This window comes from Janibacter corallicola NBRC 107790 (assembly GCF_001570965.1).
GTDB classification, from domain to species: Bacteria; Actinomycetota; Actinomycetes; order Actinomycetales; family Dermatophilaceae; genus Janibacter; species Janibacter corallicola.
Genome location: NZ_BCSR01000021.1, coordinates 18,012 through 38,370 on the forward strand (window position 1 = coordinate 18,012; position 20,359 = coordinate 38,370).

Sequence of the window (20,359 nt, forward strand, 5' to 3'; positions counted from 1 at the left end):
AGGGCGCCATGGGCCTTTCGACAAGCTGCTCGGCGCAGCAGCGAGCTGAAGGACAGGGCCGACACGTTCGGTGAGGAGGGAAGCATCGGCAACTGAGGGGCGTACCTGGGTGCACCAGCGCGAAGGCGATGGGCTCATTCCACGACGACCAGGAGGTCGCCCCCTTCGACCTGTTGCTGGCTGTTGATGGCGGTGCGCGAGACCATCCCCGCGGTGGCGGTGGTGATGCCGGCCTCCATCTTCATCGCCTCGATGGTGGCGACGGTGTCGCCCGACTCGACCCGGTCGCCCTCGTCCACCTGCAGGCTGACCACCCCGGCGAAGGGGGCCGCGACGTGCCCCTGCCGGGCGGGGTCGGCCTTCTCGGCGGCGACGACCTCGGAGGCGACCGAGCGGTCGCGCACCCGCAGTGGCCGCAGCTGGCCGTTGACCGTGCCCATGACGGTGCGCATGCCCTGCTCGTCCGGCTCGCTGATCGAGGTCAGGCCGAAGGTGAGGACCTTGCCCGGCTCGATCTCGACCTCCCACTCGGTGCCCTGCTCCAGCCCGTGCAGGAAGGGGATCGTGCTGAGCACCGAGGTGTCGCCGTACTCGGCCCGCGCTGCCTCGAAGTCGCTCGTCGGGCCGGGGAAGAGCAGCCGGTTCAGCGTGGGGCGAGGGTCCTCGCGCAGCGCCGCCTCGTCCTGCGCGGACAGGTCGCCGGAGGGCGGGCGCACGGTCCGACCCTCGAGCGCGCGGCTGCGGAAGGGTTCCGGCCAGCCGCCCGGAGGGTCGCCGAGGTCGCCGGCGAGGAAGCCGATCACCGAGTCGGGGATGTCGTAGGCCGTGGGATCGGCCTCGAAGTCGGCCGGGTCCGCGTCGGCACCGACGAGGGCCAGCGCGAGGTCCCCGACGACCTTGCTGCTCGGGGTCACCTTGACGATGTTGCCGAGCATCTGGTTGGCCGCGGCGTACATGTCCTCGATCTGCTCGAAGCGGTCCCCGAGGCCGAGCGCCGTGGCCTGGGTGCGCAGGTTCGACAGCTGCCCACCGGGGATCTCGTGCCGGTAGACCCGGCCGGTCGGTGAGTCCAGCCCCGATTCGAAGGGGGCGTACAGCGTGCGCACCGCCTCCCAGTAGGGCTCCAGCGCGAAGACATTGCGGATGTCCAGTCCCGTGGTGCGCTCGCTGCCGTCGGTCGCGGCGACGAGCGCGGAGAGCGAGGGCTGGGAGGTGGTCCCGGCCATCGTGGCGCTGGCCGCGTCGACGGCGTCCACGCCCGCGTTGATCGCGGCGAGCAGCGTCCCGATCTGCCCGCCGGCGGTGTCGTGGGTGTGCAGGTGCACCGGCAGGTCGAAGCGGCTGCGCAGGGCCTGCACGAGCGTCGCGGCCGCGGGAGCCCGCAGCAGCCCGGCCATGTCCTTGATGGCGAGCACGTGCGCGCCGGTGTCGACGATCTGCTCGGCGAGGCGCAGGTAGTAGTCGAGGGTGTAGATCGTCTCGTCCGGGTCGAGCAGGTCGCCGGTGTAGCAGAGCGCGACCTCGGCGACGGCGGTGTCGGTCGCGAGCACCGACTCGACGGCCGGACGCATCTGCTCCACGTCGTTGAGCGCGTCGAAGATCCGGAAGATCGAGAGGCCGCTGCGCGCCGCCTCGCCGACGAAGGCGTCGGTGACCGTCGTCGGGTAGGGCGTGTAGCCGACGGTGTTGCGCCCGCGCAGCAGCATCTGGAGGGCGACATTGGGCATCGCCTCGTGCAAGGCCGCGAGGCGCTCCCACGGGTCCTCCTGGAGGAACCGGAGCGCGACGTCGTACGTGGCCCCGCCCCAGGCCTCCACCGAGAGCAGCTGCGGGGTGAGCCGGGCGACGTGCTCGGCGGGGTGGACCAGGTCCCTCGTGCGCACCCGCGTCGCGAGCAGCGACTGGTGGGCGTCGCGGAAGGTCGTCTCCGTCACGGGCACGTCGGTGCGCTCCCGCAGGTCCTTGGCGAAGCCGGCCGGTCCCAGGCGACGCAGCCGGTCGGCGCTCCCTTCGGGCAGCTCGCCGTCCGGGAGCTCGGGCAGCTTCTCGCGCGGTCGGATGTCGGTGGTGCGCGGGCCGTTCGGCTGGTTGACGGTGACGTCGGCGAGGTAGGTCAGCAGCCGCGTCGCGCGGTCCTTGCCGCTCGGCGCCTCGAGCAGCTGCGGCCGCTCGTCGATGAAGCTCGTGCTCACCCCGCCGGCCCGGAAGTCGGGGTCGGTGAGCACCGCCTCGAGGAAGGGCAGGTTGGTGGCCACGCCCCGCACCCGGAACTCGGCGAGCGCACGCCGCGCGCGCCGCACCGCGAGCGGGAAGGTGCGCGCCCGGCAGGTGAGCTTGACGAGCATCGAGTCGAAGTGCGCGCTGACGTCGGCCCCGACGAAGGTGGTGCCGCCGTCCAACCGCACCCCGGTGCCGCCGGCGGAGCGGTAGGCCGAGATCGTCCCGGAGTCGGGACGGAAGCCGTTGGCCGGGTCCTCGGTCGTGATCCGGCACTGCAGCGCGAAACCGCGGGTGACGATGTCCTCCTGGCTGATCCCCAGCTCGGCGAAGCTGGCGCCGGCGGCGATCCGCATCTGGGTCACGACGAGGTCGAACTCGGTGACCTCCTCGGTCACGGTGTGCTCGACCTGGATCCGCGGGTTCATCTCGATGAAGACGTAGCGGCCGTCCTCGCCGAGGAGGAACTCCACCGTGCCGGCGTTGACGTAACCGATGGACTTCACGAAGCGCACCGCGTCCGCGCACATCGCCTCCCGCAGCTGCGGGTCCAGCCCCGGCGCAGGAGCGATCTCGACGACCTTCTGGTGGCGGCGCTGCACCGAGCAGTCACGCTCGTAGAGGTGGATCGCCTCGCCGGTCGCGTCCGCGACGACCTGCACCTCGATGTGCCGGGGGCGTACCACGGCCTCCTCGAGGTAGAGCGTCGCGTCACCGAAGGCCGCGTCCGCCTCGCGCTGGGCGGCCTCGAGGGCCTCGCGCAGGTCCTCGGCCCGCTCGACACGACGCATGCCCCGGCCGCCACCGCCGCTCACCGCCTTGACGAAGACGGGGAAGCCGATCTCCGCCGCGGCCGCCTCCAGCTCGTCCAGGTCCTCGGTCGGCTCGGCGCCCGCGAGCGTCGGCAACCCCGCATCCCGCGCCGCCGCGATGGCCCGGGCCTTGTTGCCGGTCAGCTCCAGCACCTCGGTGGGCGGGCCGATGAAGGTGATCCCGTGCCGGGCGCACTCCTCGGCCAGCAGCGGGTTCTCCGAGAGGAAGCCATAGCCGGGGTAGATCGCGTCCGCGCCGCACTCGACCGCGACCCGCACGATCGCCTCGTGGTCCAGGTAGGCCCGGACGGGGTGGCCCTCCTCACCGATCTGGTAGGCCTCATCGGCCTTCATCCGGTGCTCGGACATCCGGTCCTCGACCGGGTAGACGGCCACGGTGGTGGCATCGAGCTCGGTCGCGGCACGGAACGCGCGCACCGCGATCTCGCCACGGTTGGCCACGAGGATCTTCTCGAACATGGGTCCCTTCCCGGTCATGACGAACCCGGCCAGTATGGCGCTCACCACAGGGCGGACACCGTACGTACCGCCATGCGGATCACTGCGGCGGCGGGAGGCGAAGGGGGCCCGCCCCGTAGGCTCCTCGACGTGAGCAACGTCAGCGACCGGGAGCGCTGGGTCTCGGAGGACCCGGTGCACAAGCGTGCCGACCGGGACGACTTCGCCCGCGACCGCGGGCGGCTCATCCACTCCGCTGCCCTGCGTCGCCTCTCGGCCAAGACCCAGGTCCTCGGGCCGATGAGCAACGACTTCGTGCGCAACCGGCTCACCCACAGCCTCGAGGTCGCCCAGATCGGCCGGGAGTTCGGCGGTGCGCTCGGCTGCGAGGCGGACGTCGTGGAGGTGGCCTGCCTCGCGCACGACCTGGGGCATCCCCCCTTCGGGCACAACGGCGAGGGTGCCCTCGACGAGGTGGCGGCCGACATCGGCGGTTTCGAGGGCAATGCCCAGACGCTGCGCATCCTCACCCGCCTGGAGCCCAAGCGGGTCCACCCCGGCGGACGCCCCGCCGGGCTCAACCTCACCCGGGCCAGCCTCGATGCCACGACCAAGTACCCGTGGCGACGGGGGATGGGCCCCGAGCCGACGCGCAAGTTCGGGGTCTACGAGGAGGACCTGGACGCCTTCGCGTGGATCCGCGAAGGGAGTCCCGCCCCCTTCGTCCGGTGTCTCGAGTCCGATGTCATGGACTGGTCCGACGACGTGGCCTACAGCGTCCACGACGTCGAGGACGCCGTCGCCTCCCACCGCCTGGACCTGCGCCAGCTGCGCGACCCCGCCGAGGTGGCGGCCGTCGTGACGCGGGCGGCGGACTTCGCCCCCGACCTCGGGGGCGGGGCCCTTGCGGCCGGGCTGGAGCGGCTGCTGGCCACCGGCGCCGTGCCCGACTCCCACGACGGGTCACGGGCCTCGCTGGCCGCGCTGAAGGACATGACCTCCCGGCTCATCGGCCGCTTCGTGCACGCGGCCGAGACCGCCACCCGTCAGGTGCACGGCGAAGGGCCGCTGGGTCGCTACGACGCCCGCCTCGTCGTGCCCGAGGACTCCCGGGCCGAGGTCGCGGTGCTCAAGGCGGTCGCGGCCCACTTCGTGATGTTCTCGGGGGAGCGCGACGAGGAGTACACCTTCCAGCGCCGGGTGGTCGGCGACCTGGCGGCGTGGTTCCGGGAGGATCCGGAGTCGCGCCTCGACCCGGACCTGCGCCTCGACCTGGCCGCCGCGCAGGACACGGACTCCCGCCTGCGCGTGGTCATCGACCAGGTCGCCTCCCTCACCGACGTGCGCGCCCTCGAGCTGCACGGGCAGGTCGTCACTCCCGGGGCCCGATCGGCACCACCGTCTTCTTGAAGGTCGCATTCGTCACGACCGCGAAGGAGCCGTACCAGGCGGCCAGCGCGGTGAGGATGCCGAGGTACCCACCGGCCTTGGTGAGGCCGTCACTCGTGGCGAGCTCACCCCAGCCGAGGAGGATGTAGGTGATCGTCAGCAGGACGAAGACCGTGAGCACCGCCGTGTTGGTCCGGGTGGCCGCGACCGTCATGTAGAGCGTGAAGACACCCCAGGCGAGCAGGTAGACCCCGAGGCCCTGGTTGACGTCCGCCCCGGCCCCGCTGAGGTCGGTGTGGCCGGTGAGGTACCAGAACGAGAGCCAGAAGCCGCCGTAGGAGCTGAACGCCGTCGCCCCGAAGGTGTTGCCCCGAGCGAACTCCCACAGCCCGGCACAGAGCTGGGCGAGGCCGCCGTAGGCGAAGGCGAGACCGAAGACGACCGGTTCGACGGTGCTGGGGATCCAGCCGGCGTTGACGATGCTCAGCACCATCGTGGTCAGGGCGAAGCCGGCCAGCCCGAGGGCTGCCGGGTCGGCGATGGAGGCTCCCGGTGCGGGCTTCTCGTGGACCCCGGGGTCCGGCCGGTCCGGGGGCTGCTGGTGCTGCGTCGTCTGGTGTGGGTGCGTTGCTTGCGACATGTCTTCTCCTGGTGTCGCGCGCCGCGATTCCGCTCGCGGCGCCACGGGGTGTGGTCGCGAGCTCCACTCGGACACGTTGGGGGAGAGCCTGGGCGGTCGGGCACGTCCGGAGCCCGCCACCCGGTGTAGCCGGAACGTCATCTGGGTGCGGCTCGTAGGGGGGTCTGCAGGGCGATCACCTCCTCCCCGGCCGGTCGGTGGTGCGGGCCGTGATCAGCTCTCGGAGCGGGCCTTCAGCTCCTCGACGACGGAGGGGTCGGCGAGCGTCGTGGTGTCACCGAGCTCGCGGTTCTCCGCGACGTCCTTGAGCAGCCGCCGCATGATCTTGCCCGAGCGGGTCATCGGCAGCTCGTTGCTGAAGACGATGTTCGCCGGCTTGGCGATCGGGCCGATGACGGTGCCGACGTGGTTGCGCAGCTCGGTCAGCTTCTCCGTGCTGCCCTCGGCCCCCTCCTTCAGCGTCACGTAGGCGACGATCGCCTGACCGGTCGTCGCGTCCGCGCGGGAGACGACGGCGGCCTGGGCGACCTCGGGGTGGTCCACGAGCGCGGACTCGACCTCGATGGTGGACAGCCGGTGGCCCGAGACGTTCATGACGTCATCGATCCGGCCCATCATCCAGAAGTCGCCGTCCTCGTCGACGCGGGCGCTGTCACCGGCGAGGTAGGCGTCGGGGAACTTCTGCCAGTAGGTCTCCTTGAACCGCTCGTCGTCGTTGTAGAGGGTGCGGAACATCGCCGGCCAGGGCTCCTTGACGACCATGTAGCCGGCCCCGTCCCCGGGCGTGATCTCGTTGCCCTCCTCGTCGTAGACCGCCGCCTTGACGCCCGGGAAGGGGCGGGTGGCCGAGCCGGGCTTGAGCGTGGTGATCCCCGGGAGCGGGGTCACGAGGATCATGCCGTTCTCGGTCTGCCACCAGGTGTCGACGATCGGGGTCCTCCCGCCACCGATGTTCTCCCGGTACCAGACCCATGCCTCCGGGTTGATCGGCTCACCGACGGAGCCGAGGACCTTCAGCGAGGACAGGTCGTGGCGCTGGGCGTACTCGGCGCCCCACTTCATGTGGGTGCGGATCGAGGTCGGTGCCGTGTAGAGGACGTTGGCCCGGTAGCGCTCGATGATGTCCCACCAGCGGTCCTTGTCCGGGAAGTCAGGCGTGCCCTCGTACATGATGCTCGTCGTCGCATTGGCGAGCGGCCCGAAGACGATGTAGCTGTGCCCGGTGATCCAGCCGATGTCGGCGGCGCACCAGTAGACCGTGTCCGGCTTGATGTCGAAGACGTAGTAGTGCGTCGTCGCGACGCCCACGAGGTAACCGGCAGTGGTGTGGACGATCCCCTTCGGTCGTCCCGTGGTGCCGCTGGAGAACATGAGGAAGAACATGTCCTCGGCGTCCATCGGCTCGCAGGGGCAGGAGGCGGGGTCGTCGGACTGGCCGTCGACGACGTCGTGCCACCACTGGTCGCGGCCGTCCTTCATCGTCACGTCGCTGCCGGTGCGCTTGACCGTGAGGCAGGTCCTGACGGTCGGGGCCATGTCCATGGCCTCGTCCGCGATGGACTTGAGCACCGCGGCCTTGCCGCGACGGTTGCTCGCGTCCTGGGTGATGAGGTACTCGCACTCCATCTCGACCATGCGGCTGCCGAGAGCGTTGGCCGAGAAGCCGCCGAAGACGAAGGTGAAGGGGGCGCCGAGGCGGGCAAGGGCCAGCAGGGTGACCGGGGCCTCGGGGATCATGCCGAGGTACACCGCGACCTTCGTGCCCTTGCCGATGCCGAGGGACTTGAAGGCGTTGGCGGCCTTGACCACCCGGGACTGCAGGTCCGCGTAGGTGATGGTCAGCCGGTCGTCGACCGGCTCGCCCTCCCAGTAGTAGGCGACCTTCTCGCCCAGACCGTTCTCCACGTGGCGGTCGACGCAGTTGTAGCAGACGTTGAGCCGGCCACCGAGGTACCACTTCGCGTGCGGACGGTCCCACTCCTTGAGCTTGGTGAAGTCCGTGAACCAGCTGATCCGCTCACGGGCCTCCTTCTCCCAGAACTCGTCCGGGTCCTGGTCGTAGAAGCCGGGCTGTGCGTTCGCCTGGGCGGTGAACTCCGGGTCCGGCGGGTAGGTGCGCTCCTCAGCCATGAGCGCGCTGATGTTCTGGGTCTCTTCCGCCATTGCTTCCTCCTTGTGTCCTCAGGCCGAGGGAGTCGGCCCTGCCGCGCAGGAAGCGTGGTCGGGGCCGTCGATCCTGGTCCACGTCGTGGACTCACGTGTGTGACCCACGCAACTCACATTAGGCCTCTCGGCGGCGATGGGCCAGCCCCTGGGGACGGACGGCTCGGGCGGGGGAAGAGCGGCCCTAGACTGGCTGGTCACGGGTGTCGATGAGGGAGCGAGGTGCCAGGTGGCGGGCCGGATCAGGGCCGAGGACGTCCAGGCCGTCAAGGAGCGCGCCTCGATCACCGACATCGCGGGCGACCACGTCAGCCTGCGCCCGGCGGGCATCGGGTCGATGAAGGGGCTGTGCCCCTTCCACGACGAGAAGACCCCGAGCTTCACCGTGCGCGAGGCCGTCGGCGCCTACCACTGCTTCGGCTGTGGTGAAGGGGGCGACGTCATCTCCTTCGTCCAGGCGATCGACCACCTGACCTTCACCGAGGCAGTCGAGCGGCTGGCCGCCAAGGTGGGGATGGAGCTGCGCTACGAGGCCGGCGGCGGACCCCGCGACGGGGTCGGGCTGGGCAAGCGCTCGCGGCTCATCGAGGCCCACCGTGCAGCCGCGGAGTTCTACCACGAGCGGCTTCTGGAGTCGGCCGAGGCGCGGGCGGGTCGTGACTTCCTGCGCGAGCGCGGCTTCGCCAGCCCGGAGGCGCGCCAATTCGGCATCGGCTACGCACCCCGGGCCGGGGAGGAGCTCACGCGGTACCTGCGCGGCAAGGGCTTCACGCCCGAGGAGCTGACCGTCGGGGGTCTGTGCGGCAAGGGCTCCCGGGGCCTCTACGATCGCTTCCGCGGCCGGCTCGTCTGGCCGATCCGGGACATCACCGGCGACACGATCGGCTTCGGCGCCCGTCGGTTGTTCGACGACGACCGGATCGCCGCGAAGTACCTCAACACGACCGAGACGCCGATCTACAAGAAGTCCTCGGTGCTCTATGGGCTCGACCTGGCCAAGAAGTCGATCTCCACGCAGCGGCGCGCGGTCATCGTCGAGGGCTACACGGACGTCATGGCCGCGCACCTGTCCGGCATCGAGGGCGCGGTGGCCACCTGCGGGACCGCATTCGGCGCCGACCACATCAAGGTGCTGCGCCGGATCGTGCGGGACGAGGCCGATCTGGCGCCCGCCAAGGTCGTCTTCACCTTCGATGGTGACGCGGCCGGGCAGAAGGCGGCGATGAAGGCCTACGCCCAGGACGAGAAGTGGGCCAGCCAGAGCTTCGTCGCCGTCGCCAAGGACGGCATGGATCCGTGCGACCTGCGGCTGCGCGAGGGCGAGACGGCGGTGCGCGACCTCATCGAGGACGCGGTGCCGATGTTCGAGTTCGCGGTGCGGACCACCCTCGATCGCTTCGATCTGGACACCGCCGAGGGCCGGGTGCGCGGGATGGGGGCGGTGGCGCCGATCATCAACAGCATCCGGGACTCCTCGCTGCGGCCGGAGTACGTGCGAACCGTCGCCGGCTGGGTCGGGGTCGAGGTCGAGCAGATGTGGGACGCGGTGGCCCGGGCAGGTCGCCTCCAGGCCCGGGATGAGGCGAAGGGGGCCCCCGCCGGCGGGCAGGAGCCGGTGCCGGAGCCGACGAGCGGCGAGGCGAGCTCCGGGATGCCCACCCCGGACCTGCGCGACCCGATCGTGCAGGCCGAGCGCCAGCTCCTCCAGGCGGTGCTGCAGCACCCGACGATGTTCACCGGGGAGGCGCTGGACGCGGTGGACCCGCTCAGCTTCACCGCGCCCGCGCATCGTGCGGTCTTCGACGCCGTCCGCGAGGTCGGACCGGTCGCGGCGGGGGAGACCCTCGCTGCCTGGCACGCCCGAGTGGACGAGGCGACCCCCTTGGCCGTGGCGCCGCTCGTCGCCGAGCTGTCCGTCGCACCGCTGCCGGTGGTGCACGATCCCTCGACGGGGATGCCCCCGCCCAGTTACATCCGCTCGCTGTTGGTCAAGGTGCGTGACGTCGCCCTGGGGCGGCGGATCTCCGACGGGATGGCGCAGCTGCGCCGGCTCTCCGCGGACCCCGATGCCGACCAGGGAGCGCTGCGGGAGCTCTCGGCGAGCCTGCACGCGATGGAGCGGGAGCGCGCCTCCCTTCGCTCGGAGGTCGGTTGAGGTGCGGTGGCCGAAGTTGGTGCGCGACAAGGCTGCTCCCGTCCCGCCCGAGGTGTCCCTGATGCGGGGGGAGCGGGTGCTCGCCACCGCCGGGGCGAAGGGGGGTGCCACCGTCGTGATCACCAACCGACGGCTCGTGGCCACGGGTGGTGACCTCGTGGACGGCCGGCCCTGGCACCTCGTGGACGCCGGCCGGTGGGATCCCGAGGAGGGCCTGCTGCGGGTGACCTGGGTGGATGCGCACCCGGAGGAGACGTGGGAGCTGGAGTCGCCGGGCGGCGTGCCCGACGCCCTGCACGAACGGGTGCAGGCCAGCGTGGTTCTCGTCGAGCAGGTCAAGCTCGACCGCTCCCGCCGCGCTCGCGTCGTCCTGCGCAGGGACCTGACGACGGACCGCTTGATCGCCCAGACGATCGTCGGGCGCGGTTGCGATCCGAACGACCCAGAGCTGCTTGCGGCGACGGAGGAGGTCGCCGCGAGCCTCGCGGAGCAGGTGGGCCGCGAGCCCGGTCCCTGAGGTGCGAGTCTGCGAAGCAGGCGAGCCTCGAAGGGTCCACACTTCGACCATTCAAGGCCTACTCTGATGGAACAGATAACCTTGCGTTATGGCTGATCGCTCCATCCCGCTCCTCGACATCGCGGACCTCGACGCCGGTCCGGAGGCGGCCCAGCGTTTCCGCGAGACCCTGCGCACCGCGACCCACGAGGTGGGCTTCTTCCACCTCCGCCATGGCATCCCGCGTGAGGTCATCGACGAGCTCTTCGACGTCGCCCGGCGCTTCTTCGCGCTGCCGGAGGCGGACAAGAGGGCGATCGAGATGACGCGGAGCCCGCACTTCCGCGGTTGGACGCGTCTCGACGGCGAGTTCACCCAGGGGCAGGTCGACCACCGCGAGCAGATCGACCTCGGCTCGGAATTGCCGGAGCGGGAGATCGTGGACCCGCCGTACCTGCGGCTCGACGGCCCCAACCAGTGGCCCGAGGCACTGCCCGAGTTCCGCGCGACGTACACCGCGTGGATGAAGCGGCTCGAGGAGTTGGGCCACCGGCTCCTCACGCAGTGGGCCATCTCGCTGGGGGCGCGGCCGGACCACTTCGAGCCGAGCTTCGACCCGGCGTCGATGATGCTCAAGGTGGTGCGCTACCCGGGGTCTGCCGACGCGGGGCAGGGCGTGGGTGCGCACAGCGACCCCGGCATCCTCACGCTGCTCCTCATCGAGCCGGGCAAGGCGGGCCTCCAGGTGCGCAGCGAGGACGGCTGGCTCGACGTGCCTCCGCGCGACGACGCCTTCGTCGTGAACATCGGTGAGCTGATGGAGGTCGCCACGGACGGGTACCTCAGGGCCACCGACCACAGGGTCACAGCGCCCGAGTTGGGTACCGAGCGGCTCTCGATCCCGTTCTTCTTCAACCCGAGCCTCGACGCCGTAGTGCCTCCGGTGGAACTGCCCCCGGAGCTGGCCGCGCGATCCCGCGGCGTCAGCCAGGACGAAGCCAACGTGCTGAACGACACCTACGGCGCGAACCTGCTCAAGGCACGGCTGCGCGCCCACCCCGACGTCGCTGCCCGGCACCACGCAGACCTGCTGAGCCCGGCTCCCGTGTCCTGAGGTGCGAATGCCCCGCCCGGTCCCTGAGGTGCGAATGCCCGCTAGGGCGTGAGCCTCGAAGGGACGTGACCGCACGAGAGTGGGTGACCGGCGCTTCGAGGCTCCGGCCGCGGGCGGCCTCCGCACCTCAGCGCCCGGTGGTCCCTGAGGTGCGAGGCCGTACACGGCCGAGCCTCGAAGGACGGTTCCTGAGGTGTGAGTCTGCGCAGCAGGCGAGCCTCGAAGGACGGGTTTCGTCACCAGACCCGCTTCTTGTTATGGTGACGCAGCGCGGCAACGCGATCCCCTGTAGCTCAATTGGCAGAGCATTCGGCTGTTAACCGGAGGGTTGTTGGTTCGAGTCCAACCGGGGGAGCCAGACACGGGCCCCGGATCGGCATTCTCACCGATCCGGGGCCCTCGTCATGGCCGTGTTACCCCGGTCGCGTGCCTCGGGTGAGGGCAACTGCGTGACCGTCACGACGACGGACTCACCGGGACCGCCGCTGTCGCGCTCGCGAGGCCGGTCAGCTGGCCCGGTTCGTAGTTGGCCCTGCGGCGTGGAACTCGTCCTGGTCGGCAGTGCCGTCGGCCTGCCAGTAGTCGACGACGCTGGATGTTTCGTGGTCGCGGTAGACCGCCGCCATGCGGCGCGAGTACTCCAAGTAGACCTCCTTGCGGTCGCTGCGGACCGGAACGATGGTGATGTCGGCGAAAGTCATTGGGTGGTGGTCCTCTCTTGCGGCTGGGGGTTCACTCAGCGAAGGCCACCGCCCGCGCCGGGGCGCCGTCCCCACCAAAGCGAAGGGGGAAGAAGCCGACCCTCGCACGGGGAGACAGGGCGGCCAGGCCGGTGAGGTTCTCCACGATGAGGCCGTCGGCGCCGAGCACGGTCCGGTGGACCGGCAGCTCTGACTCGAGATGGGTCGGGTCCGGGCTGTGGGTGTCGACGGCGAGGACGTGCATCCCGCGTCGGAGCAGCTCGGCTGCGGCCGAGCCGTCGAGGTACGGGTGGAGCAGCGCCCGGTCGGTCCCGAAGTAGGAGGCCCAGCCGGTGTCGATGACGACGATCGGCGACAGTCGTGCGGGCAGCCGGACAGCGGCCTCCAGCTCAGCTAGCCCGTAGGGCGATCCCTCGCCGACCTCGACGCGCAGCACGATCGCTTCGCCGCACAGCTCGTGCAGCGCCACCTCGGCCAGGGTCCGACCGCCCTCGATGACGTGAGCGGGGGCGTCGACGTGGGTGCCGGTGTGCGATCCGAGCCCCCAGTGGCCCACCGAGACGCCGTCGGTCGCGATGCGCAACGCTGGAGTGCACGTGACGGAGGGATCTCCGGGATAGGTCTGCATCCCCGAGGTGATGGGGTGGGTGAGGTCGTGCACCCCTCCACACTGGCACGTCCTGGGTGGGGCGACCGGGGCTTGAACCCGGGACCGACGGATTATGAGTCCGTTGCTCTGACCGACTGAGCTATCGCCCCCTTCGCCCGGAGGCGACGAGCCGAGGCTACCCGGCCGCGGATGGGGACCCGATCGGTGGGGCAGAAGTGACCCATGGGCCGGGGTGGTGCTTGTGGTGCGCTTGGGGCACAATGGCACCACAAGCACGTGACGTGCACATACCGTACGAGCACCAAGCCGCGTGACCGCGCAGCAGCCGATGTTCCGAGTGTCTGGCGTTGGGGAAGACGTCCATCGCACTCAAGGAGGATCAGGATGTCTGCAGGTAAGCGCATCAGCACTCGCGGCGTGGTGTTCATCCACAGCACCCCCACGGCGCTGTGCCCGCACATCACCTGGGCACTGGAGTCCGTGCTGGATCAGGCTGTGACTTTGGACTGGACCGAGCAGCCCCTCGGCCGGTCACTCAAGCGTGCCGAGTTCTCCTGGACCGGCGCGGCCGGCACCGGAGCGAAGCTCGCCTCTGCCCTGCGCGGGTGGGACGGCGTTCGCTACGAGGTGACCGAGGAGCCCACACCGGGTCTCGACGGCTCCCGCTGGAGCCACACCCCAAGCCTGGGGATCCACCACGCGAACATCTCCGCCTCGGGCGACGTCTTCCTCCACGAGAACCGCCTGCGTGAGGTCATGTCGCTCGCGCAGGGGTCCGGGGAGGCGGTCGAGGACATGCTCGGCGAGCTCCTCGGTGAGGCCTGGGACGCCGAGCTCGAGGTCTTCCGCCACGCCGGCGAGGGCGCACCCGTGCGCTGGCTGCACAAGGTCGGCTGAGGACCGACCCCAGGACACCGCCTACGGCGAAGGGCGGGCCGCGCGCCTCCTTGGCGCGGCCCGCCCTTCGCGGTTGTCTTGTGGTGGGCTCACTTCGAGGCTCAGCCGTGGGCGGCCTCGCACCTCAGTGAGCGGGGAGTGTCAGAGCGGGATGTTGCCGTGCTCTCCACGCCGTGCCGGCGCCTCGGAGAGGGCCTCGGCAAGCCTCGATCGGGTGCGGTCCGGCTCGAGGATCTCGTCCACGACGCCGATCTCCACGGCCCGCTGCAGCCCCCCGGAGAGGCGGTCGTGCTCCTCGGCGAGCTCCTGCTCGACCTGCTCGCGGTCCGCCTCGTCGACCTCGGCGAGCCGGCGCCGGTGCAGGATGCGGATCGCGGCGACCGAGCCCATGACCGCCACGTGGGCGTTCGGCCAGGCGAAGACCTTCGTCGCCCCGAGGGAGGCGGAGTTCATCGCGATGTATGCCCCGCCGTATGTCTTGCGGGTCACGACCGTCACGCGCGGCACCACGGCCTCGGCGAAGGCGTGCAGCAGCTTCGCCCCCCTTCGCACGACGCCGTCCCACTCCTGGCCGACGCCCGGCAGGTAGCCGGGCACGTCGACGAGCACGACGAGCGGCACCCCGAAGGCGTCGCACATCCGCACGAAGCGCGCGGCCTTCTCCGCGGAGGAGGAGTCCAGGCAGCCACCGAGGCGCATCGGGTTGTTGGCGATGACGCCGACGGTGCGGCCGCCGAGCCGCCCGAGGGTGGTGACGATGTTCGGCGCCCAGCGCGCGTGCAGCTCCTGGGTCCGCCCGGAGTCCAGCAGCATCTCGGTGAGCGGGTGCACGTCGTAGGCGCGCTTGTCCGACTCCGGCAGCTGCTCGGCCAGGTCCACGTCGGTCACGCCGGAGACGTCGAAGTCACCCTGATCGGAGAGCAGCCCGCAGAGCACACCGGCCCGCTCGTAGGCGTCGTCGATCGACTCGGCGAGCACGTGCACCACACCGGAGCGACGGCCGTGCGGCTCCGGGCCACCGAGGCGAAGGGCGTCGACGTCCTCTCCCGTGACCGAGCGGACGACGTCCGGCCCGGTGACGAAGATCCGCCCCTCCGGGGCGAGGATGACGATGTCGGTCAGCGCCGGTCCGTACGCGGCCCCGCCGGCGGCGGCGCCGATGACCACGGAGATCTGCGGGACCACGCCCGAGGCCCGGGTCATGATCGCGAAGACCTCACCGACGGCGTGCAGCGAGACCACGCCCTCGGGCAGGCGCGCCCCACCGGAGTGCCAGAGCCCGACGACGGGGACCCCGTCGGCCAGGGCCCGCTCGTAGGCGGTGACGACGACCTTGCAGCCGGCGACGCCCATGGCGCCACCCATGATCGTCGCGTCGGAGGCGAAGGAGACCACCGGCTTGCCGTCGACCGTCCCGGTCGCGGCGAGCATCCCGGAGTCGTCGTCGGGGGTGATCAGCTCGACCGATCCCTCGTCGAAGAAGGCAGCGAGGCGCGTGTTCGGGTTCCGCGGGTCCTCCTCCCGGGGCGGCTTACGGCTCTTCCCGGCGGCGGCGGAGGCGGCGTTGGGCTCCCGAGCCATCAGAGGCTCCGCAGGGCCAGGGCGACGTTGTGGCCGCCGAAGCCGAAGGAGTTGTCCAGGACCGTCAGCTGACCCTCGGCGGGCAGCGCCCGCCTCTCGTCGCGCACCACGTCGAGGGTGATCTCGGGGTCGAGGTTCTCGATGTTGATCGTCGGGGGAGCGACCCGGTCCCGCACGGCCTGCGCGGCGAAGACCGCTTCGAGCGCCCCGGCCGCGCCGAGCAGGTGACCGGTCATCGACTTCGTGCCGCTGATCGCCATGTGGTCGGCCTCGTCGCCGAAGGCGCGACGGATCGCGGCCTGCTCGGCGACGTCCCCGACCGGGGTGGACGTCGCGTGGGCGTTGATGTGGCAGATGTCGGCGGCGCTGGCGCCGGCGTCCTCGACGGCCTGCAGCATCGCGCGCGAGGCACCTGCGCCCTCCGGCTCGGGTGCTGCGATGTGGTGGCTGTCGGCGCTGACGCCGACACCGGCGAGCTCGCAGATGATGTTCGCGCCGCGGGCGCGAGCGTGTTCCTCGGACTCGAGGATCAGGATCGCGCCGCCCTCGCCGAGGACGAAGCCGTCGCGGTCGGTGTCGTAGGGCCGGGATGCGGTCTGCGGGGAGTCGTTGCGCTTCGAGAGCGCCTGCATCGCCGCGAAACCGGCGATGGGCAGCGGGTGGATCGAGGCCTCGGAGCCGCCGGCGATGACGACGTCGGCCAGGCCCTCACGGATGAGGTGGAGCCCGTAGCCGATCGACTCGGCACCGGAGGAGCACGCGGAGACCATCGTGTGGGCCCCGGCCCGGGCACCGAACTCGAGGGAGACCGTGCCGGCAGCGCTGTTGGGCATGAGCATCGGGATCGAGAGTGGGTAGACCCGCCGCGGGCCCTTGGTGCGCAGCGCCTCCCAGGCGGTGAGCAGCGTCTGCACGCCCCCGATGCCGGTGCCGACCGCGCTGGCCAGCCGCTCCGGCTCCACCTCGGGGGCGCCGGCGTTCTCCCACGCCTCGCGGGCCGCGACGAGCGCGTACTGGGCGTAGGGGTCGAGCCGCTTGGTCTCGACCTTCTTGAGCACCTCGTCGACCGGGGTGCTCAGCTGGGCGGCGAAGGTGATCGGCAGGTCGAACTCCTCGACCCACTCGGAGGTGAGCGGAGAGGCACCGGGGGTCCCGGCGAGCGCCGCCTGCCAGGACTGCTCGGCGGTCCCGCCGAGCGGGGTCGTCGCACCGAGACCGGTGACGACGACGGTGGGCCGGGGCGAGGTCATGGATGACTCCTGTCGAGGACGGGGAGGAGGGATGGAATGGGTGGCCGGCTCCCCCTTCGCCCTGATCGAAGGGGGAACCGGCATGGCATCAGGCCGGCTGGTTGGACTTGATGTAGGTGACGGCGTCGCCGACGGTCTTGAGGTTCTTGACCTCCTCGTCCGGGATCTTGGCCCCGAACTTCTCCTCGGCGGTGACGGCGATGGTCATCATCGACAGCGAGTCGACGTCGAGGTCATCGGTGAAGGTCTTCTCGGCGGTCACCTCGGAGGTGTCGATACCCGTCTCCTCCGAGACGATCTCGGCGAGGCCGGCGAGGATCTCCTGGTCGCTGTGTGCCATGTGGGCAGCTCCTATGCGTGTCGGCTGTGCGGTGACCCGAAGACTCCCGTCGGGCCGGCGGGTGGACTTCAGGGGAGGGTCACGACCTGGGCGGCCCACACGAGACCGGCACCGAAGCCGATCTGCAGGGCCAGACCGCCGGAGGCGACCTCGCCCTCGCGCAGCATCCGCTCCATCGCGAGCGGGACGGAGGCCGCGGAGGTGTTGGCGGTGGTGCGGATGTCACGGGCGACGGGCAGGCCCTCGGGCAGGCCGAGGGTCTTGGCCATCTGGTCGATGATGCGCACATTGGCCTGGTGGGGGATGAAGGCTGCCAGGTCCTCGGCGCGCACGCCGGCGGCGTCGAGGGCGCGCTGGGCCTCCTTGACCATCGACCACACCGCCCACCGGAAGACGCTCGGGCCCTCCATGACGATCGCCGGCCAGCGCAGCCCACGGTCCGTGTGCAGGTCGTTCCACGAGTCGCGCTGGGCGATCAGCTGGCGCTTGTCACCGTCGCTGCCCCACACAGTCGGGCCGATGCCCGGGGTGTTGCTGGGGGAGACGACGACGGCCCCTGCGCCGTCACCGAAGATGAAGGCCGAGCCCCGGTCCTCGGGGTCGGTGAAGTCGAGCATCCGCTCGACGCCGACGACGAGCACGTGGTCGGCGGTGCCGACCCGGACCATGTCGCTGGCGATCGAGATCGCGTAGCAGTAGCCGGCGCACGCCGCGGAGATGTCGAAGGCGGCCGCTCCACTGCCGAGACGTGCCGCCACCTCGGGCGCCGCGCCGGGGGTCTGGTACGGGTGGGTGACCGTCGCGACGATGACGCCGCCGAGCTGCTCGGCACCGACGCCGGCCTGCTCCATGGCCCCCTTCGCCGCCTGCACGGACATCTCGACGACGGACTCACCCTCGCCGGCCCGGTGGCGGGACTCGATCCCGGAGCGCTCCTTGATCCACTGGTCGGAGGAGTCGATCGGGCCGATGATCTCGCTGTTGGGTACGACCGCGACGGGGCGGTAGGCGCCGACGCCGGTGATCCGGGCGTGCCGGAGCGTGTCGGGCACGGTGATCGCGCTCATGCGGACGTTCCCTGGGGGTGCATGCGCAGCAGCGGCTGGCCGGGGGAGACCGGGTCCCCGTCCTCGACCAACCACTCGACGACCCGTCCGGAGTGGTCGGCGAGCACCTCGCGGGTGTCGCGAAGGGAGGAGATGCTGGCGACGACCTGGCCGGCGCCGACCTCGGTGCCCGGAGCGCTGCCGGGGATGGCGACCGTGCCCTTGACCGGCGCGGTGATGATGCGCCACGTGGGCTGGAAGGCCTGCTGCCGGGCCGAGCCGTGCTCGCGGATCATCCGCTGGGCCTTCGCCAGGTCGTCCGGGGTCTTCAGGGCGAGGGTCTCCACGCCCTTCAGCCCGCGCTTGCACAGGCCGGTGAGAGCGCCGGCCGGGGGGATCTCGATGACGCCGGTGACGCCGATGTCCTTCATCGTCTCCATGCACAGGTCCCAGCGGACGGGATTGCGCACCTGGCTGACGATGCGGCGCAGCACCTCGGGACCGGAGTGGATGATCTCGCCGTCGGTGTTGGAGACGAGCGGCACCCGGGCGTCATGGGTGGAGACGGCCTTGGCGAGGCGGCCGAGGGTGTCCACGGCGGGGGCCATGTGTTCGGTGTGGAAGGCCCCGGCCACCTTCAGCGGCATGACGCGCGCCTTGGCCGGCGGGTTCTCGGCGAGGGCCGCCAGCTGCTCCGTCGTGCCGGCGGCGACGATCTGGCCGGCGCCGTTGACGTTGGCGGGGGTGAGGCCGACGGCCTCGACGGCGGCGGTGACCTCGGCCGGGTCACCCCCGAGGACGGCGCTCATGCCGGTCGGGGTCGCGGCGGCGGCCTCGGCCATCGAGCGACCGCGCTCCCGGACCAGGACCATGGCCTGCTCGGCGCTGATGACGCCGGCGGCGCTGGCCGCGGTGATCTCCCCGACGCTGTGACCGGCACCGGCGCCGACGACCCGGAAGCCGTCGGCGGGGTGCTCGAAGAGGGTCAGCAGGGCGAGGAGGCCGGAGGCGACGATGAGCGGCTGCGCGACCGCGGTGTCCTTGATCGTCTCCTCGTCGGAGGTGGTCCCGTGCGCCTCGAGGTCGAGGCCGGCGACGGTGGACAGCCAGTTCAGGCGGTCCGCGACGCCGGGCAGCTCGAGCCACGGGGCGAGGAAGCCGGGGGTCTGTGATCCTTGACCGGGGCAGGTGATGGCGAGCACGGGATCAACTCTCCCGCCCGAGCGTGCCGGGGGGCGACCTCGACACGGACAGACAATCAGTCCTCGACTTTGGAGGGTTCCTCCAAAAGGCCTCCGAGGGACAGGGCGACCCGGACCGTGAAGGCCTCGTGCGGGACGGTGAGGTCGTAGCCGACCTCCTCGGCGATGCGGCGCAGTCGGTACCGCACCGTGTTCACGTGGACGACGAGCTCCCGTGCCGTGGCCTCCAGCCCGGTCGCGTCCAGGTGGGCCCGGGCGGTCTCCAGCAGTGACGGGTGGGCGCGAAGGGGGAGGTCCACCCGTTCGCGGAGCTGGGTCACCGCGAGCTCGTCGCCGGCGAGCACCCGCTCGGCGAGCAGGTCGTCCGCGGCGACCGTGCGGGGGCGCCCGGGCCAGGCGGCGGCCGCCATGTGGCCGGCGACGGCGGCGTGCGCGGAGAGGGCCCCCTGCGCCAGCCCGTCGACGAGCGGGCCGTGGACGAGGTCGCCGTCGTGGAAGCAGGGGGCCAGCGCCTCGGCCGTCGCGCTCGGGTCGGCCACGCCACCGACGATGGCGACGAGCCGGGAGCCCTGCACCCCGGTGAGGACCTGCAGGCCGAGCTGGCGGGCACTTCGGTGCAGCGCGGCGACGCCGCTGGCCGCGTCCTCGCCCACGGCGTGGGGGGAGTCGCCGACGAGGACGAAGACGTCCTCGACCGCGTCCCAGCCCAGCGCGGCGGAGCGGGTGCGGATCGCCTCGTCCACCTCGCCGCGCATGACCGCGTCGATGACGAGGGACTCCAGCCGGGCGTCCCAGGCGCCGCGAGCCTCCGCTGCATTGGCGTACACCTCGGCGGCCCCGAAGGCGATCTCCCGGGAGTAGCGCAGCACTGCGATGCGCAGGTCGCTGACGTCCTTCGGCCGGGCGAGCTCCTCGACGCGCTCCTCGACGACCTCGACGACGGTGCGGACCAGCTCGAGGGTCTGGGCCAGGCTGATCCGGCGGGTCAGCTGCTGGGGTGCCGCGCCGAAGGCGGCCCGGGTGTCGGCGCTGACCTCGCCGTCGAGCCACTCGACGAAGTTGAGGATCCCGGCCTGGGCCACCATCCCGACCCAGGACTGCTCCTGGGCGGTGAGGGAGGCGTACCAGACGTGCTGCTCCTCGACCCGTCGGGAGGCCGCCGTGGCCAGGTCACCGGCGCTGCGGCGCACCCGTCGCCGGGTCGTCAGGGAGACCAGACCGCGGCGCGACATGCCGACAAGTCTATGTGCGAAGCACACAAAGGCGCTCGCGCCCCCGGACGTGGCC

Annotated in this window: 16 protein-coding genes and 2 tRNA genes; 6 read left to right on the forward strand and 12 right to left on the reverse strand. The window is 71.3% G+C overall.

The genetic code is table 11. The features are described 5' to 3' along the window. Positions 1-134: 134 nt before the first annotated feature. Entirely contained in the window at positions 135-3,509 is a 3,375-nt protein-coding gene (locus tag JCO01S_RS09135) for a pyruvate carboxylase (RefSeq protein ID WP_068254174.1), read from the reverse strand. 129 nt (positions 3,510-3,638) lie between these two features. On the opposite strand from JCO01S_RS09135, the gene JCO01S_RS09140 reads away from it, so the two are divergent. Then, positions 3,639-4,898 (forward strand): deoxyguanosinetriphosphate triphosphohydrolase, encoded by a 1,260-nt coding sequence (locus tag JCO01S_RS09140; protein ID WP_068254181.1) that lies wholly within the window; start codon positions 3,639-3,641, stop codon positions 4,896-4,898. Here the strand turns inward: JCO01S_RS09140 and JCO01S_RS09145 are convergent. Together JCO01S_RS09145 and acs are read right to left on the reverse strand one after the other, a co-directional pair. Further along, a complete protein-coding gene (locus tag JCO01S_RS09145) occupies positions 4,861-5,517 on the reverse strand; it encodes an acetate uptake transporter (RefSeq protein ID WP_084342793.1) in 657 nt (218 codons plus the stop codon). The two genes, JCO01S_RS09140 and JCO01S_RS09145, sit on opposite strands and share 38 nt — an antisense overlap. A gap of 213 nt (positions 5,518-5,730) precedes the next feature. Next, positions 5,731-7,680 carry an acetate--CoA ligase gene (gene acs, locus JCO01S_RS09150; RefSeq protein ID WP_068254182.1) on the reverse strand — a complete coding sequence of 650 codons (1,950 nt, stop codon included), beginning with the start codon at positions 7,678-7,680 and terminating at the stop codon, positions 5,731-5,733. Between the two features lie 229 nt (positions 7,681-7,909). Between acs and dnaG the strand changes: the two genes are divergently transcribed. The 4 genes from dnaG to JCO01S_RS09170 all read left to right on the forward strand — a co-directional run bounded on the left by dnaG (position 7,910) and on the right by JCO01S_RS09170 (position 11,803). Further along, complete coding sequence (gene dnaG, locus JCO01S_RS09155; protein WP_068254198.1) at positions 7,910-9,835, forward strand: DNA primase; 1,926 nt, start codon at positions 7,910-7,912, stop codon at positions 9,833-9,835. 61 nt (positions 9,836-9,896) lie between these two features. Next, positions 9,897-10,352, forward strand: coding sequence for a hypothetical protein (locus JCO01S_RS09160; RefSeq protein ID WP_157074544.1), 456 nt, complete (start codon positions 9,897-9,899; stop codon positions 10,350-10,352). An 88-nt stretch (positions 10,353-10,440) separates the two neighbouring features. Beyond that, complete coding sequence (locus JCO01S_RS09165; RefSeq protein WP_068254203.1) at positions 10,441-11,445, forward strand: isopenicillin N synthase family dioxygenase; 1,005 nt, start codon at positions 10,441-10,443, stop codon at positions 11,443-11,445. Between the two features lie 282 nt (positions 11,446-11,727). Then, positions 11,728-11,803: transfer RNA gene (locus tag JCO01S_RS09170), tRNA-Asn, on the forward strand. Between the two features lie 148 nt (positions 11,804-11,951). On the opposite strand, the gene JCO01S_RS09175 is transcribed toward JCO01S_RS09170, so the two are convergent. The 3 genes from JCO01S_RS09175 to JCO01S_RS09185 form a co-directional block, all read right to left on the reverse strand. Next, entirely contained in the window at positions 11,952-12,146 is a 195-nt protein-coding gene (locus JCO01S_RS09175) for a DUF1428 family protein (protein WP_068254206.1), read from the reverse strand. A 31-nt stretch (positions 12,147-12,177) separates the two neighbouring features. After that, positions 12,178-12,807, reverse strand: coding sequence for a cyclase family protein (locus JCO01S_RS09180; protein WP_084342794.1), 630 nt, complete (start codon positions 12,805-12,807; stop codon positions 12,178-12,180). A 24-nt stretch (positions 12,808-12,831) separates the two neighbouring features. Beyond that, positions 12,832-12,905 (reverse strand) — tRNA-Ile (locus JCO01S_RS09185). A 235-nt stretch (positions 12,906-13,140) separates the two neighbouring features. Between JCO01S_RS09185 and JCO01S_RS09190 the strand changes: the two genes are divergently transcribed. Then, the gene (locus JCO01S_RS09190; RefSeq protein WP_068254209.1) at positions 13,141-13,653 is read left to right on the forward strand and encodes a DUF3145 domain-containing protein; all 513 of its coding nucleotides are present in this window, start codon (positions 13,141-13,143) and stop codon (positions 13,651-13,653) included. 141 nt (positions 13,654-13,794) lie between these two features. Here JCO01S_RS09190 and JCO01S_RS09195 read toward each other — a convergent pair whose 3' ends face one another. From JCO01S_RS09195 to JCO01S_RS09220, 6 genes are all read right to left on the reverse strand, one after another. Beyond that, the gene (locus JCO01S_RS09195) at positions 13,795-15,234 is read right to left on the reverse strand and encodes an acyl-CoA carboxylase subunit beta (protein ID WP_068254212.1); all 1,440 of its coding nucleotides are present in this window, start codon (positions 15,232-15,234) and stop codon (positions 13,795-13,797) included. Continuing rightward, entirely contained in the window at positions 15,234-16,484 is a 1,251-nt protein-coding gene (gene fabF, locus JCO01S_RS09200; protein ID WP_068254219.1) for a beta-ketoacyl-ACP synthase II, read from the reverse strand. The genes JCO01S_RS09195 and fabF overlap by 1 nt, the downstream gene beginning before the upstream one ends. Positions 16,485-16,572: 88 nt before the next feature. Beyond that, positions 16,573-16,824, reverse strand: a complete 252-nt coding sequence (locus JCO01S_RS09205; protein ID WP_068254222.1) for an acyl carrier protein — start codon at positions 16,822-16,824, stop codon at positions 16,573-16,575. Positions 16,825-16,892: 68 nt separating this feature from the next. Next, complete coding sequence (locus JCO01S_RS09210) at positions 16,893-17,891, reverse strand: beta-ketoacyl-ACP synthase III (protein ID WP_068254226.1); 999 nt, start codon at positions 17,889-17,891, stop codon at positions 16,893-16,895. Further along, entirely contained in the window at positions 17,888-19,072 is a 1,185-nt protein-coding gene (locus tag JCO01S_RS09215) for an acyltransferase domain-containing protein (RefSeq protein WP_068254229.1), read from the reverse strand. Before JCO01S_RS09215 ends, JCO01S_RS09210 begins: the two co-directional genes overlap by 4 nt. A 56-nt stretch (positions 19,073-19,128) precedes the next feature. Then, positions 19,129-20,304, reverse strand: a complete 1,176-nt coding sequence (locus JCO01S_RS09220; protein ID WP_068254232.1) for a PucR family transcriptional regulator — start codon at positions 20,302-20,304, stop codon at positions 19,129-19,131. Positions 20,305-20,359: the final 55 nt, after the last annotated feature.

Coding starts and splice junctions, on each gene's coding strand:
- JCO01S_RS09135 (WP_068254174.1), bottom strand. CDS start 3,509: ATGTTCGAGAAGATCCTCGTGGCCAACCGTGGCGAGATCGCGGTGCGC.
- JCO01S_RS09145 (WP_084342793.1), bottom strand. CDS start 5,517: ATGTCGCAAGCAACGCACCCACACCAGACGACGCAGCACCAGCAGCCC.
- acs (WP_068254182.1), bottom strand. CDS start 7,680: ATGGCGGAAGAGACCCAGAACATCAGCGCGCTCATGGCTGAGGAGCGC.
- JCO01S_RS09160 (WP_157074544.1), top strand. CDS start 9,897: ATGCGGGGGGAGCGGGTGCTCGCCACCGCCGGGGCGAAGGGGGGTGCC.
- JCO01S_RS09165 (WP_068254203.1), top strand. CDS start 10,441: ATGGCTGATCGCTCCATCCCGCTCCTCGACATCGCGGACCTCGACGCC.
- JCO01S_RS09175 (WP_068254206.1), bottom strand. CDS start 12,146: ATGACTTTCGCCGACATCACCATCGTTCCGGTCCGCAGCGACCGCAAG.
- JCO01S_RS09190 (WP_068254209.1), top strand. CDS start 13,141: ATGTCTGCAGGTAAGCGCATCAGCACTCGCGGCGTGGTGTTCATCCAC.
- JCO01S_RS09195 (WP_068254212.1), bottom strand. CDS start 15,234: ATGGCTCGGGAGCCCAACGCCGCCTCCGCCGCCGCCGGGAAGAGCCGT.
- fabF (WP_068254219.1), bottom strand. CDS start 16,484: ATGACCTCGCCCCGGCCCACCGTCGTCGTCACCGGTCTCGGTGCGACG.
- JCO01S_RS09205 (WP_068254222.1), bottom strand. CDS start 16,824: ATGGCACACAGCGACCAGGAGATCCTCGCCGGCCTCGCCGAGATCGTC.
- JCO01S_RS09210 (WP_068254226.1), bottom strand. CDS start 17,891: ATGAGCGCGATCACCGTGCCCGACACGCTCCGGCACGCCCGGATCACC.
- JCO01S_RS09220 (WP_068254232.1), bottom strand. CDS start 20,304: ATGTCGCGCCGCGGTCTGGTCTCCCTGACGACCCGGCGACGGGTGCGC.